The organism is Pandoraea soli (assembly GCF_902459595.1).
Taxonomy (GTDB): Bacteria; Pseudomonadota; Gammaproteobacteria; order Burkholderiales; family Burkholderiaceae; genus Pandoraea; species Pandoraea cepalis.
Genome location: NZ_CABPSG010000006.1, coordinates 97,940 through 112,066 on the forward strand (window position 1 = coordinate 97,940; position 14,127 = coordinate 112,066).

A 14,127-nucleotide genomic window follows, 5' to 3' on the forward strand; every position below is an offset into this window, starting at 1 on the left:
CCCCCTTTCAAGAAATCCGCCGAGGAACCTTCGCCATGCTGTTACTGAATCCGGGCCCCGTTACGCTGACCGAGCGTGTCCGCAAGAGCTTGCTTCAACCCGATCTGTGCCACCGCGAGCCCGAATTCTTCGACCTGCAGGACGAAGCGCGCGCGCGTCTCACTGCCGTGTATGACCTCGATCCGGCCGTGTGGACGCCGGTACTGATGACCGGCTCGGGCACCGCCGCCGTAGAGAGCATGACGGCAGGCCTCGTGCCGGAAGGCGGCCGCCTGCTGATCGTCGAGAACGGCGTGTACGGCGAGCGCATCTCGCAGATTGCGAAGCAATATCGCATCGATCACGACGTCATCCATTTCGAGTGGATGCAGGCGCCCGACCTGGCGCAGATCGTCGACAAGCTCGACACGGCGGGTGATCGTCCGTACACCCACGTGGCGATCATCCACCACGAGACAACGACGGGCCGCCTGAACGATCTGGCCGGGCTCGCCGGCGCGTGCCGCGAGCGCGGCATCGGCCTGCTGGTCGACGGCGTGAGCAGCTTTGCCGCCGAAGCCCTCGACTTCAACGATTCCGGTATCGTGGCGGTGGCCGCCACCGCGAACAAGTGCGTACACGGCGTGCCGGGCGTGTCGTTCGTGATGGTGCGCAAGGACGCCCTCGCCAAGGCCGCGAGCCGCACGTATTACCTCGACATCGCGCGCCTGGCCAAGCTTCAGGCCGAGCGCAACACGCCGTTTACGCCGTCGGTGCATGCCTACTACGCGCTCGTGGAAGCGCTGCGCGAACTCGACGACGCCGGGGGATGGCAGGCCCGTCACGCCCATTACGGCGCGCTCGCCGAGCAGGTGCGCGCCGGTCTGGCCGCCATGGGCATCGACAGCGCACTGCCGCCGGGCGAGTCGTCCGTGGTGCTGCGGGCCTACAAGCTGCCCGCCGGGGTCGACTATCCGCGTCTGCACGACTGGCTCAAGGCCGACGGCTTTGTGATCTACGCGGGTCAAGGCGGCTTGTCGAAGGAACTGTTCCGCATCTCGACGATGGGCAACCTCACGGCCGCCGACATCGACCGCCTGCTGGCATCCTTCGCCCGGCTGGTGAAGTGAGCGCGGGAACGAACCTTTGACCATGACCGAATTGCTCGCCAGCGTCTCCTCCCCTGCCGACCTGCGTGCGCTCTCACGCGCCGACTTGCGCCGTGTGGCCGACGAATTGCGCGCCTGCGTGCTCGATAACGTCTCGCGCACCGGCGGCCATCTGTCGTCGAACCTGGGCACGGTCGAACTGACGATCGCGCTGCACTATGTCTTCGACACGCCCAACGACCGCATCGTGTGGGACGTGGGACACCAGACCTATCCGCACAAGATCCTCACCGGGCGCCGTGGGGCGATGCCGACGCTGCGGCAATGGCATGGACTGTCGGGCTTTCCGAAGCGCGACGAATCGCCTTACGACACGTTCGGCACGGCACATTCGAGCACGTCGATATCGGCGGCACTCGGCATGGCGCTGGCCAGCCGCGTCAAGGGCGAGAAGCGCCACGCCATTGCCGTGATCGGCGACGGCGCGATGACGGCGGGCGAAGCGTTCGAGGCCCTGAACAACGCGGGCGTCTACGACGATCTGCCCTTCCTCGTCGTGCTCAACGACAACGACATGTCGATCTCGCCCCCGGTCGGCGCACTCAATCAGTACCTCACGCGGCTGATGTCCGGGCAGTTCTACTCGGCGGGCAAGGAAAGCGTGCGGCAGTTGCTGCGCAACGCGCCCGCGCCGATGCGCGAGCTGGCCCACAAGCTCGAAGAGCACGCCAAGGCCCTCGTGTCCCCCACGGGCACGCTGTTCGAGGAGTTCGGCTTCAATTACCTGGGTCCCATCGACGGCCACGATCTCGACGCGCTGATTCCGGCGCTCGAGAACATCAAGGCGCTCAAGGGGCCGCAGTTCCTGCACGTCGTCACGCGCAAGGGGCGCGGCTACAAGCTCGCCGAGGCCGATCCAATCCTCTATCACGGCCCCGGCAAGTTCAATCCGAGCGAAGGCATTCGCCCGGCCGCACCGGGCACTGTCTCGGCCAAAACCTATACGCAGGTCTTTGGCGAATGGCTGTGCGACGCGGCGGCCACCGACCCGCGTGTCATCGGGATCACACCGGCCATGCGCGAAGGCTCCGGCCTCGTCGCGTTCGAGCAGCGCTTCCCCGAGCGCTACTATGACGTCGGCATCGCCGAGCAGCATGCGGTGACCTTCGCGGGGGGATTGGCGACCGAAGGGCTCAAGCCCGTCGTGGCCATCTATTCGACGTTCCTGCAACGCGCCTACGACCAGTTGATCCACGATGTGGCCTTGCAGAACCTGCCGGTCGTCTTCGCGATCGATCGCGGCGGCCTGGTCGGCGCCGACGGTGCCACCCATGCGGGCGCCTATGACATCGCCTACCTGCGCTGCATCCCCAACATGGTGGTGATGGCCCCGGCGGACGAGAACGAATGCCGCCAGATGTTGCAGACGGCGCTCGGGATCGACGGCCCCAGCGCCGTGCGTTATCCGCGTGGCACCGGTCCGGGCGTAACGATCGAATCGGGGTTGTCGACGCTGCCCGTGGGCCGGGCGCAAATACGGCGTCGAAGCGCCGCCCCAGCAGGCCGTCGCGTGGCGATGCTGGCGTTCGGCTCGATGGTCCCACCGGCGGAACAGGTGGCCCACGAGTTCGACGCGAGCGTCGTCAACATGCGCTTCGTCAAACCGCTCGACGTGGCGACGCTGCTCGACATGGCGCGCACGCACGACCTCGTCGTCACGCTCGAAGAGGGCGCGGTGATGGGCGGTGCGGGCACGGCCTGTGTCGAGGCGCTCAATGCCAATGGCGTGCAAGTCCCGCTGCTGCAACTGGGCTTGCCGGACACCTACATCGACCAGGGCACGCCCGCGCAACAACTCGCGTCGGTCGGGCTCGACGCCCCCGGCATCGCGGCGTCGATTCGCCGGGCGCTGGCCGAGCGTCTCGGCGGCAAGGTCGAGGCGGTGCCGTCGGCGACCTGAGCGCGGCGGCTTATTCCGCTCGATTCAGCGCATCCGATTCAGCGCATCCAGAAAGCCAAACGGCACCTTTCGGCGCCGTTTGGCATTGCGTCGCTGTCGTCAGGTTGTCGGCGGCGGCGGCGCCTTCGTACGCGGCTTGCCCATGAGTACCGGCTGGAAAAACACCGCGCCGATCAGCGTGCAAACGAGCGAGAGCGCCAGCAGCTTGCCCATGCTCGACGTGCCCGGGTGATGCGACAGCCACAGACTGCCGAAGGCGATGCCTGTGGTCGCGGCGGACAGCACGATCGCTTGCGTCAGACCGGACGCGAGCAGCCGCGTCTGCCCATGACGCCACGCGATCACGTAGTAGATCTTGAACGCCACCCCCACGCCCAACAGCAACGGCAGCGCGATGATGTTCGCGAAGTTCAGCGGCAGGCCGATGAGTACGCTGAGTTCGAGCGTGACGCCTGCCGAGACCAGCAGCGGCACCAACGTGCGCAGCACATCGCCAACGTTGCGCAGCGCCAGCCATAGCAGCAAGGTGATCGAGAGCAACGCCAGCGCGCCCGCCTCGATGAACGCGCGGATGATCGTGTCGGCCGAGCGCAGGATCGAGATCGGTCCCCCTACGGCGTCCGGGGTGGTCGCCAGCACGGCGGCACTGAACTTGCGCAGCATGACGTCGTCACTCGGATCCGCGCCCTTCGCCACGCGCGGCGAGATGTTCACGAGTGCGCGCCCATCGGCCGCCACCCATTGCGAGGCGATGTCCTTGGGCAGCGATTCGCGCGTCACGGCATGCGGCTGCAGGGCATCGCGCAACTGACCGAGCGCGAGCTTCAACGGCTCGGCGATCGCCCGATCCGCGCGATCGCGTGTCGCCGCGTCGGCCGCGGCGAGCTTGCGCAACGCGGCGGCCAGGCGCTGCGCCGGCTTTGCGCCGTCGCCCGGATGATCGAGCGCGGCGTCCTCCAACTGACCGGCGGCCGTCTTGAGCGCCGACACGCGCGCCGCATCGGCCACCGGTGCCAGCGGCGTTTGCGAAAGCACCGGCAACAACGATTCGGCCGCCGTGCCGATCAACGCAAGCTTGGCGGGCTGCTCTGCCGGCAGGAATGTCGTGAGCGTGACCACGCGACCGACTTCCGGCACGGCGCGCAGTTTCGCGGCGTCGGCATCGGCGGCGGCGAGCGTCGGGGCGAGCAATTGCACGTCGTTGACCCCGGCCTCCGGCGAATTGGCCAGGTCCCTCAACGTCGCCATCGACTCCGTGTTCGGATCCTTCAGATGCAACGGATTGAAGTCGAAGTGCAGATGGGCGAGCAGCGGCAGGCCCGCGACCACTAGAGCGAGCGTGCCGTACAGCAATGGCTTGCGGTGCTTCTCGGTGAATTCGTCGACCGGACCGAGGCTGCGAAAGCCCGGCGGACTCGCTTCGCCCTTCGGCTTGAACACACTGATGAGCGCCGGCAGCAACGTAATGGCCGACGGAAACGCCACGCAAAGAATGCCAACGCCCGCAATCAATCCGAGTTCGGACACGCCTCGATAATCGGTCGGCAGGAACGAGAAGAAACTCGCGGCCGTGGCGGCGGCTGCCAGCGACAGCGGCATCGCAATTGCCCGGCCCGCACTCGTGAGCGCGCCGTGGAGTGCCTCGTCGCCCGACGCCCCGGAGCGCTGGTCCAGACGATGGCGCTCCTCGCGATAGCGCACGCCGAACTGAATACCGAAGTCCACCCCAATACCGACGAACAGGACCGCGAACGCGACCGAAATCATATTGAGCGCGCCGACCATCATCAGACCGAGCGCAAACGTGACGGCCAGCCCCGCGAGCAGCGTGATGAACACCGCGAGAATCATCTTGCCCGAGCGCACCGCCAGCCACAGCACGACCAGCACGGCGAGCAGCGTGACGACCGCGTTCGGACCGGCGTCCTGACGCACGGAGGCGAACTCCTCATCGGACAGCGGGCGCGGGCCCGTCAAACGCACCGTCGCCCCATAGCGCTCACCCAGTTTCAGGTCGGCCACCGCCTCGCGAATGCGCGTCGCGGCATTCGCCCCGGCTTCGAGGGCCGCGTAGTCCAGCTTCGGCTGCACCTGGACGTAGCTGCGGGCCACGGTGTCGGGCGCGACGAGCGCTCGCCACGACATGGCTGCCGGACGACCGGCAAGCACGGCCTCGGTCGTGTCGGCCGCATCCCCGAGCAGGTGCGCCATCTCCGGCAGCTTGACTTGCCCGGTGAGGAGCGGCGTTTGCAGCGTGACCGACAGCAGGTTCGACAAACCGGTCAGGCTCGGATCCTGCGCCAGACGGTTGAGCAGGGGCTTGGCGTCATCCAGCTTGCCTGTGAGCGACTTCACGTCGTCGAGCGGCGCGAAGAGCAGCGCGTTGTGCGCGAAGAACTCACCCGCGCCCGGACGGCTCACTGCCCGGAATACATCGGTCTCGGTCGCAAGCTTCGCGGCCAACTCGGCGGCGGCCCGGTCGGCGAACTCGGCCGCCGGGGCCTGCACGACAGCCAGGGTGAGATCCGCCTTCTGCGGGAAAGCGCGATCGATGGCACGACCGCGCTCGGCGGCGGGCGTGTTCAAATCGATCAGATCCGAGATATCGGTGTTGATCGCAAAGTGCTTGGCGACGTACACGCAACTCGCCAACACGAGCAGGAGCGAAGCGAAGATGACTGGGTACGCGTGCTTCGCCGAAAAACGGACGATGCGCACGACGAGCGACGTCAACATGTAGCGGTTCCGGAAGAAAGTAGAGGTCTCCCTGCCCCGGCCGCGGCTCTCTGAAAGATCACGAAACGCGATGTATCAAGCGATACCGGGGAACCAATCGCGGACGAAGTCCGTCGATCAGCACAGGGAAGACAAGGAAACGGTGAATTTACGAAATCGCAGCAGTATACAAGGCCGCGTGAACTACACTACGGCCAACCCGATTGAAACCCACGAAGACGGTATGAACAAATTTCTGGTGACGGCGCTCTCGGCCGTCGCATTCAGCGGCATCGGCGTTGCTTCTGGCGCCTGGGCACAGGCGAGCAGCAACAATCCGAACGACATGGTGAAGACGGCGGTCGAGACCGTCGTCAAGGCGGCCAAGGCCGACGCGGCGGCCCGCGACGGCGATGTCACCGCCACCGCCCGCGTCGTGGCCCGCGACTTCCTCCCCTATACCGATTTCCATCGGACCACGCGGTACGCCGTTGGCTCGAAGGCGTTCGATGCGGCCACCCCGGCACAGCAGCAGCAGGTCTTCGAGCAGTTCCAGCAATTGCTCGTGAACACCTTCGCGCTGCAACTCTCGCAGGTGCGCGGCAGCCAGATCGCGTTCAAGTTCACGCCGGCCAAACTCACGGCGAACAGCAGCGACGTCGTGGTGGGCGCCTCGGTCAGCGGCAACGGCGACAATCTGTCGGTGGCCTATCGTCTGGCCAAGACGGACAAGGGCTGGAAGATCTACGACATCAACATGATGGGCGAGAACGTGGCCAACGCGTGGCTCATCCAGTTGTATCAGCCTCAATTCAAGGCCCGCATCGCCCAGGGCGGCATCGACGGCCTGATCACCTACCTGCGCGACAAGAACGCGCGTTTCGGCAAGTAAAAGCAGCGGTTTGCCAACGCCTGCCGTGCCCGGTACCCCCGGGCCGGGGCGAGCGTGGCGGCTTGGCGGCACCTTCGGCGCAGATCCGACCCAGATAAGCGCCGATTCGTCAACATTTACGAAACATGCGCTGGCATCTCCCGACCCGGGGGTGACCAGCAACATTTGGCGGCGGCGGTTACAATCGTCGCTTGTCAAACGACCGGACGGCGGTCCCTCGAAGGGTGCGCGCGAATTGCCATCGACACTGGCGCCGCGGGCGCCATGAGGCCATGGCGATCAGGACATGCATCCTCGCTGGGAACCGTCATCCCGGCCGACCTGAGCCGGAGAGCTGAATGCAAGTCTTCCTTGCCCAACCCCGCGGTTTTTGTGCGGGTGTCATACGTGCCATCGAGATCGTGGAACGCGCCCTGGAAAAATACGGCGCCCCGGTCTACGTGCGCCATGAGATCGTCCATAACAAGCATGTGGTCGATTCGCTCAAGGCCAAGGGCGCGCGCTTCATCGACGAGTTGTCCGAAGCGCCCGCGGGCGCGGTCACGATTTTCAGTGCCCATGGCGTGGCACGCGTCGTTGAACAGGAAGCACAGACGCGCGGCCTGCGAGTGCTCAATGCCACCTGCCCGCTCGTCACCAAGGTGCACCTGCAAGGCAAGAATTACGTGTCTGCCGGGCGTGACGTCATTCTGATCGGCCACGCCGGGCACCCGGAAGTCGAGGGCACGATGGGGCAGATCGATGGCCCCGTGCATCTCGTGCAGACCGAGCGCGATGTCGGCGCGCTGCCGCTGGCCGTCGACACCCCGGTCTCGTACGTGACGCAGACCACGCTGTCGGTCGACGAGACTCGCGGTATCATTGCGGCGCTGCAAGATCGCTTTACCGATATCGTCGGTCCGGACACCAAGGACATCTGCTACGCCACGCAAAACCGCCAGACCGCCGTGCGCGAGCTGTGCGAGCGTGTGGACGTGCTGCTCGTGGTGGGCGCGACGAACAGCTCGAACTCGAACCGTCTGCGTGAAATCGGCGCCGAAATGGGGCTGCCGAGCTATCTCGTGGCCGACGGCACCGAGGTCGATCCGGCATGGGTGCGCGGCCAGGCCCGCATCGGTATCACCGCTGGGGCGTCCGCGCCCGAACGCATGGTCGAAGACGTGATCGACGCGCTGCGTCGCATCGACACCGTCGAAGTGACTCTCATGGACGGCATCGAGGAAACCATCCAGTTTCGCCTGCCGTCGGAACTGACCAAAGACGAGCCGGTCGCCGCGCATCACGCGCTGGCCGGCTAACGCAATACGAACAGGAGCCAAACTTGGCCATCCCCTTCCTGCAACAGGCGTATGTTGGCGCCTATCTGATGAAACAACGCTTCAAGGGCAACAAGCGCTACCCGCTGGTGCTGATGCTCGAACCGTTGTTCCGCTGCAATCTCGCCTGCTCGGGCTGCGGCAAGATCGACTATCCGGATCCCATCCTGAACCAGCGCGTCTCGCTCAAGGACTCGCTCGACGCCGTGGACGAATGCGGCGCGCCGGTGGTCTCGATTGCCGGTGGCGAGCCGCTGCTGCACAAGGAAATGCCGGAGATCGTCAAGGGCATCATCGCGCGCAAGAAGTTCGTCTATCTGTGCACCAACGCGCTGCTGCTCGAGAAGAAGATCGACGACTACCAGCCGAGCCCGTTCTTCGTTTGGTCGATTCACCTCGACGGCGACCGTGAAATGCACGACGCCGCCGTGTCGCAGGATGGCGTGTACGAACGGGCCGTGGCCGCCATCAAGCTGGCCAAGTCGCGTGGCTTCCGCGTGAACATCAACTGCACGCTGTTCAACAACGCCGATCCGGAAAAGGTCGCCAAGTTCTTCGATTCCACGAAGGAAATGGGCCTCGACGGCATTACCGTGTCGCCGGGCTATGCCTACGAGCGCGCCCCGGACCAGCAGCACTTCCTGAACCGTTCGAAGACCAAGCAACTGTTCCGCGACATTCTCAAGCGCGGCAACGGCGGCAAGAACTGGACGTTCAGCCAGTCGAGCCTGTTCCTCGATTTCCTCGCCGGCAACCGTTCGTACCATTGCACGCCGTGGGGCAACCCGACGCGCACCGTGTTCGGCTGGCAGCGTCCGTGCTACCTGCTTGGCGAAGGCTATGCCAAGACGTACACGGAACTGATGGACACCACCGACTGGGACAAGTACGGCGTGGGCAACTACGAGAAGTGCGCCGACTGCATGGTGCACAGCGGTTTCGAAGCCACGGCCGTGAACGAGACGCTCTCGCATCCGTTGCGCGCGCTGGGTGTGGCGCTCAAGGGCGTGCGCACCGACGGCGCGATGGCCGACGACGTCTCGTTCGCCAAGCAGCGTCCGGCCGAGTTCGTGTTCTCGAAGCACGTCGAGATCAAGCTCGACGAGTTGCGCCGGGCCAAGGCCTAAATGCCGTCGCGTGTCCTGGTCACCGGCGCCTCCGGGTTCGTCGGGTCTGCGGTAGCACGCGCGGCGCTGGCGCGCGGTCACGAGGTTCGCCTGCTGGTGCGCGGCACCAGTCCACGCGCGAACCTCGCCGATCTTCCTGTCGAGGTCGTGGAAGGCGATATGCGCGACGCGGCGTCGATGCAGCGCGCGCTCGCCGGCGTGGATGCCCTGCTCCACGTGGCCGCCGACTACCGTCTCTGGGCGAAAGACCCCAACGACATCATGCGGGCCAATATCGACGGCACGCGCACGGTGATGGAAGCCGCGCTGCGCGCGGGCGTCGGGCGCGTGGTCTACACCAGCAGCGTTGCCACGCTGCGCGTGCACGACGCCGTCGGCCCCGTCGACGAAACCTCCCCGAACGACGAAGCCACGACCATCGGCGTGTACAAGCGCAGCAAGGTCGCCGCCGAGCGTCTGGTCGAGCGAATGATCGCCCACGACGGACTGCCCGCCGTGATCGTCAATCCGTCCACGCCCATCGGACCACGCGATATCAAGCCCACGCCGACGGGACGCATCATCGTCGAGGCCGCGCAGGGCAAGATCCCCGCATTCGTCGATACCGGTCTGAACCTCGTGCACGTCGACGACTGCGCCGAAGGCCATCTGCTCGCCCTGGAGCGCGGCCGCATCGGTGAGCGCTACATTCTTGGCGGCGACGACGTGCCGCTGCGCGACATGCTCGCGGGCATCGCCGACATGGTGGGGCGCCGCGCTCCGAAGATCGCGCTGCCGCGCTGGCCGCTCTATCCGCTCGCGATGGCGGCGCAAGGCGTTGCGCGCTTCACCGGCAAGGAGCCGTTCGTCACGGTCGATGGCTTGAAGATGTCGCGGTATCAGATGTACTTCTCGTCGGAGAAGGCGAAACGCGACCTCGGCTACAGCGCCCGTCCCTACGCCGCCGGCCTGCAAGACGCGCTCGCCTGGTTTGGCTCCGCCGGATATCTGACATGACCGTTCTGGCCTGGATCGCCGCGCTTTCGCTGGGCATCTGGATCTACTTGCTCAGCTCACAAGGCGGCTTCTGGCGTGCGCGCGAGCGCGACGATCTGGATGAAGACCGTCTGCCTGTGCCCGATGTTTGGCCTGCCGTGGCGGTGATCATTCCCGCGCGCAACGAGGCGGAATCGATCGGACAGGTCGTGGCATCGCTGTGCCGCCAGGACTATGCCGGGCGGTTGCGCATCGTGGTCGTCGACGACCAGAGCAGCGACGGCACGGCCGATCTCGCGCGCGAAGCCGCCGCGCGGGCGGCGGCCGACGGCTTCACGCGCCGCGTCGATGTGCTTAGCGGCCAGCCTCTGCCCGGCGGCTGGACCGGCAAGCTGTGGGCCGTGAGCCAAGGGGTCGCGTTCGCGAGCGATCCGGGCACGAACGACGATGGCATCGCCCCCGACTACCTCCTGCACACCGACGCCGACATCGCCCATCTCCCCGAGAACGTACGCCGTCTGGTCACGCGGGCGGTCGGCGATGGCCGCGTGCTCGTCTCGCTGATGGCGAAGCTGCGCTGCACTGCCTGGTTCGAGCGCACACTGATTCCAGCATTCGTGCTGTTCTTCCAGATGCTTTACCCGTTCGCGTGGGTCAACGATCCGAAGAAACGCATGGCTGCGGCTGCGGGCGGATGCATGTTGATCCATCGCGCCTCGCTCGAAGCCGGTGGCGGCATCGAAGCCATTCGCGACGAGATCATCGACGACTGCGCGATGGGACGCCTGCTCAAGCGGCAAGGCGCGATCTGGCTGGGGTTGACCGAGCGCGCCCTGAGCGTGCGTCCGTACGACAACCTCGGCGAGATTCGCAAGATGGTGTCGCGCACGGCCTACGCGCAATTGCAGTACTCGCCGGTGTTGCTTGCGGGCACCCTCGTCTCGCTGCTGCTCACGTTCATCGTGCCGCCGGTCATGACGATCTTTGCGACGGGCATCGCCCAATGGCTCGGCCTCTTCGCGTGGATGGCGATGACGCTGGCTTACCTGCCGATGCTGCGTTTCTACCGTCAGCCGTCGGGCTTCGGCCCGTTGCTGCCGCTCGTCGCTGCGCTCTATACCGTCTTCACGTTCGATTCGGCGCTACAGCACTGGCGCGGTCGTGGTGGCATGTGGAAGGGACGCGCTCAAGCACGCGGCCAGCAATCGTCGGACGCTTGAACCGGCATACTTAACGCCGTGCGCCAGAAGGCAAGAATGCCAGCCCGTCTGCAACGACGCGCTGGCATTTTCATTGATTGCTGTCTTGATGAGGCGCGCGAAAAACGACGCGGCGATCAGATCCCCGCAGCCACCGCGCCGAATCCGTCGCCCAGTTCGCGCGCGACGATCTCGCGTCCATGGCGCATGGCCTGATTGGCGCGGCTCGCGTCTTTCCCGACACGCAGTAGCGCGGGCAATTGAAGCGGATTGACGGCGAGCGAGCGCAGCACGCCGAGGATATCGGTGGAGCCGTCGCTGCGAAGTCCGGCGAGCGCCGCCGGGGGGAGCGAGCGCTCCGCCGGGTCGATCACCACGCGGGCGGCGACGAACGGTAGTCCGTGTGCCTGTGCCACGCGTGCGACGATGTGCGACTCCATGTCGGCCGCCGCCGCCCCGCTCTCGCGCCACAGTGCGGCCTTGTCGTCGGCCCTGACGACGGGGGCCGTCACCCCGGCCAGATCGGCGTGCAAGGCGTCGGGCATGGCACGACGCAGCGCATCGGCCCAGCGCGCGCACGACACATACGCGTGCGCCTGCTGCGGCATATCCAATACCTTATGCGCAATCACCCACCGACCGGGCGCCACGCCGGGCCTCAAACCGCCCGCCGTGCCGAAGCTCACCAGCCCGCGCGCGCCGTCGCGTGCCATCACGGCCTCCAGGTCTGACGCGAGCGTATTGTTCTGCGCGCAGACCACGACCACCCCGTCGCCGCGCGCGATGCGCGCTTCGAAAGGCATGCCGGTCACCACGATGATGGGCAGGGTCATGGCGGGCGCGATCACATCCCGCACGGCACCGGACAGTCGTTGCGCACCGTCAGGTTGCGGTAGCGCGCGAGTGCCCACAGCGGGAAGAACTTGCGGTAGCCGTGATAGCGCAGGTAGAACACGCGCGGGAAGCCGGTCGCCGTGTAAAGGGCTTCGTCCCACAGCCCTTCGTCGTTCTGCGTACTCAGCAGATAATCGACACCGCGCTTGACCGCCGGGTCGTCGGCCTTGCCCGCCGCCATCAGACCGAGCAGCGCCCACGCCGTTTGCGACGCCGTGCTCGGTGCCGCTTCGTAGCCCTGGTAGTCGAGCTTGTAGCTCTCGCCATCCTCGCCCCATCCGCCGTCGGCGTTCTGGATCGAGAGGAGCCACTGCGCCGCGCGCGCCATGGCCGGATGCGCCGGCGAGACCCCCGCCGCCTGCAAGCCGCACATCGCCGACCACGTGCCGTACACGAAATTCATGCCCCAGCGGCCGTACCAACTGCCGTCGGCTTCCTGATCGTCGAGGATGTATTTCAACGCCAGATCGGCCGATGCCTTGCGCTCGGGCGACGGCGGCAATTGCGCGAGCATCGACAGGCATCGCGCGGAGACGTCCACCGTCGGCGGATCGAGCAAGGCCCCATGGTCCGAGAACGGGATGCTGTTCAGGTACAGATGCGTGTTCTCGGGCTCGAATGCGCCCCAGCCGCCGTTGCCGCTCTGCATGCCGATGACCCACTCCGTGCCGCGATCGATCGCGTGACGCATCGGCCGCGGGCTCGCGTCGACCGTGTCGTTCTCGAAGTCGCCGGCAAGCTTCTCAAAGCGATCCATCGCCATGGCGACCACGGCGGTGTCGTCGACGTCCGGGTAGTGCGGATTCGCGAACTGGAAGGCCCAGCCCCCCGGTCGCACGTTCGGGCGGCGCGAAATCCAGTCGCCGCGCACGTCCAGGATCTGCAGCGGAATGAGCCACTTGAGCCCCTTGCCCGCCTGCTCGATGGCGCGCTTGTCGCCGGTTTCGAGTAGCGCGTGCGCGGCCAGCGCGGTGTCCCACACCGGCGACAGGCACGGCTGCACATAAGTCTCGTGATCGGCGGGCGTCACCAGCTTCTCGACCGACCGGCGGGCCATCGCGCGGCTCGGATGCGCTTCGGGATAGCCAAGCGCGTCGTACATCATGACCGCGTTGGCCATGGCCGGATAAATCGCACCGAGGCCGTCTTCGCCGTTCAGGCGTTCCTCGACGAACGCGACGGCACGCTGGATCGACTTCTCCCGCAGTTTTTTCGGAAAGAACGGATCGAGGGCTCGCAGCACATGATCGACGCCCGAAAAGCACGTGAACCAGAAGCGGCTCTGGTGCGGTGCGCGCTTGGGCGGGCCAACGTCTTTGGGACTGCCGATAAACAGCTCGTCGATACCGACACCCTTGGGATTACGCGCGCGCGGACGCTTGGCCTGCAGCACGAGCAACGGCACGATCACGGTGCGCGCCCAGTACGACACCTTCGACAGATGGAAGGGGAACCACTGCGGCAACAGCATGATCTCGACGGGCATCATCGGCACGGCCTTCCACTCCAGCACACCGTACAACGCCAGCAAAATCCGCGTGAAGACATTCGAATTCTGCGCGCCGCCGCGCGAAAGCATGGCCTCGCGGGCGCGCACCATGTGCGGGGCGTCAATGGGATCGCCGATCATCTTGAGCGCGAAATACGCCTTCACGCTCGCGCTCATGTCGAACTTGCCCTGGTGGAACAGCGGCCAGCCGCCGTGCTCGCCCTGGATGCGGCGCAGATAGGCGGCGATCTTCGCTTCGAGGTCGGCGTCGACCGGCTCGGCCAGATGGTGACGCAGCAGCACGTATTCCGCCGGAATCGTGGCGTCGGCTTCCAGTTCGAAGAGCCAGTGACCGTCGTCTTGTTGCAAGTCGAGCAACGCCGTGATCGAGCGGTCGATGCCCGTCTCGAGCGTCTGCGTCGCCATTGCCGTGCTCACCTTCTGGGCAAGCTCGGTATGCAGTTTGAGGTCC

Annotated in this window: 10 protein-coding genes; 7 read left to right on the top strand and 3 right to left on the bottom strand. The window is 66.0% G+C overall.

The genetic code is table 11. The features are described from left to right. Nucleotides 1-35 precede the first annotated feature (35 nt). Nucleotides 36-1,109: a 2-aminoethylphosphonate aminotransferase gene (locus PSO31014_RS12530; RefSeq protein ID WP_150551923.1), complete on the top strand. Its 1,074-nt coding sequence runs from the start codon at nucleotides 36-38 to the stop codon at nucleotides 1,107-1,109. 22 nt (nucleotides 1,110-1,131) lie between these two features. Next, nucleotides 1,132-3,048 carry a 1-deoxy-D-xylulose-5-phosphate synthase gene (gene dxs, locus PSO31014_RS12535; RefSeq protein WP_150551924.1) on the top strand — a complete coding sequence of 639 codons (1,917 nt, stop codon included), beginning with the start codon at nucleotides 1,132-1,134 and terminating at the stop codon, nucleotides 3,046-3,048. A 99-nt stretch (nucleotides 3,049-3,147) separates the two neighbouring features. Here the strand turns inward: dxs and hpnN are convergent, their stop codons facing one another. Further along, the gene (hpnN, locus tag PSO31014_RS12540; protein ID WP_150551925.1) at nucleotides 3,148-5,784 is read right to left on the bottom strand and encodes a hopanoid transporter HpnN; all 2,637 of its coding nucleotides are present in this window, start codon (nucleotides 5,782-5,784) and stop codon (nucleotides 3,148-3,150) included. Nucleotides 5,785-6,007: 223 nt separating this feature from the next. Here hpnN and PSO31014_RS12545 point away from each other — a divergent pair, with 223 nt between their 5' ends. The 5 genes from PSO31014_RS12545 (at nucleotide 6,008) to PSO31014_RS12565 (ending at nucleotide 11,293) form a co-directional block, all read left to right on the top strand. Continuing rightward, nucleotides 6,008-6,655: an MlaC/ttg2D family ABC transporter substrate-binding protein gene (locus tag PSO31014_RS12545; protein WP_150551926.1), complete on the top strand. Its 648-nt coding sequence runs from the start codon at nucleotides 6,008-6,010 to the stop codon at nucleotides 6,653-6,655. A 338-nt stretch (nucleotides 6,656-6,993) separates the two neighbouring features. Next, on the top strand, nucleotides 6,994-7,953 hold the full coding sequence (gene ispH, locus PSO31014_RS12550) for a 4-hydroxy-3-methylbut-2-enyl diphosphate reductase (RefSeq protein WP_150551927.1): 960 nt from the start codon (nucleotides 6,994-6,996) through the stop codon (nucleotides 7,951-7,953). A 23-nt stretch (nucleotides 7,954-7,976) separates the two neighbouring features. After that, on the top strand, nucleotides 7,977-9,098 hold the full coding sequence (gene hpnH / locus PSO31014_RS12555) for an adenosyl-hopene transferase HpnH (RefSeq protein ID WP_130025324.1): 1,122 nt from the start codon (nucleotides 7,977-7,979) through the stop codon (nucleotides 9,096-9,098). Then, the gene (gene hpnA, locus PSO31014_RS12560; protein WP_150551928.1) at nucleotides 9,099-10,094 is read left to right on the top strand and encodes a hopanoid-associated sugar epimerase; all 996 of its coding nucleotides are present in this window, start codon (nucleotides 9,099-9,101) and stop codon (nucleotides 10,092-10,094) included. It begins immediately after the preceding gene. After that, nucleotides 10,091-11,293, top strand: coding sequence for a glycosyltransferase (locus tag PSO31014_RS12565; RefSeq protein WP_150551929.1), 1,203 nt, complete (start codon nucleotides 10,091-10,093; stop codon nucleotides 11,291-11,293). The genes hpnA and PSO31014_RS12565 overlap by 4 nt, the downstream gene beginning before the upstream one ends. 116 nt (nucleotides 11,294-11,409) lie before the next feature. On the opposite strand, the gene PSO31014_RS12570 is transcribed toward PSO31014_RS12565, so the two are convergent. Next, nucleotides 11,410-12,105, bottom strand: coding sequence for a phosphorylase (locus PSO31014_RS12570; RefSeq protein ID WP_150551930.1), 696 nt, complete (start codon nucleotides 12,103-12,105; stop codon nucleotides 11,410-11,412). An 11-nt stretch (nucleotides 12,106-12,116) separates the two neighbouring features. Further along, a complete protein-coding gene (shc, locus tag PSO31014_RS12575; RefSeq protein WP_174976506.1) occupies nucleotides 12,117-14,081 on the bottom strand; it encodes a squalene--hopene cyclase in 1,965 nt (654 codons plus the stop codon). Between the last annotated feature and the right edge of the window lie 46 nt (nucleotides 14,082-14,127).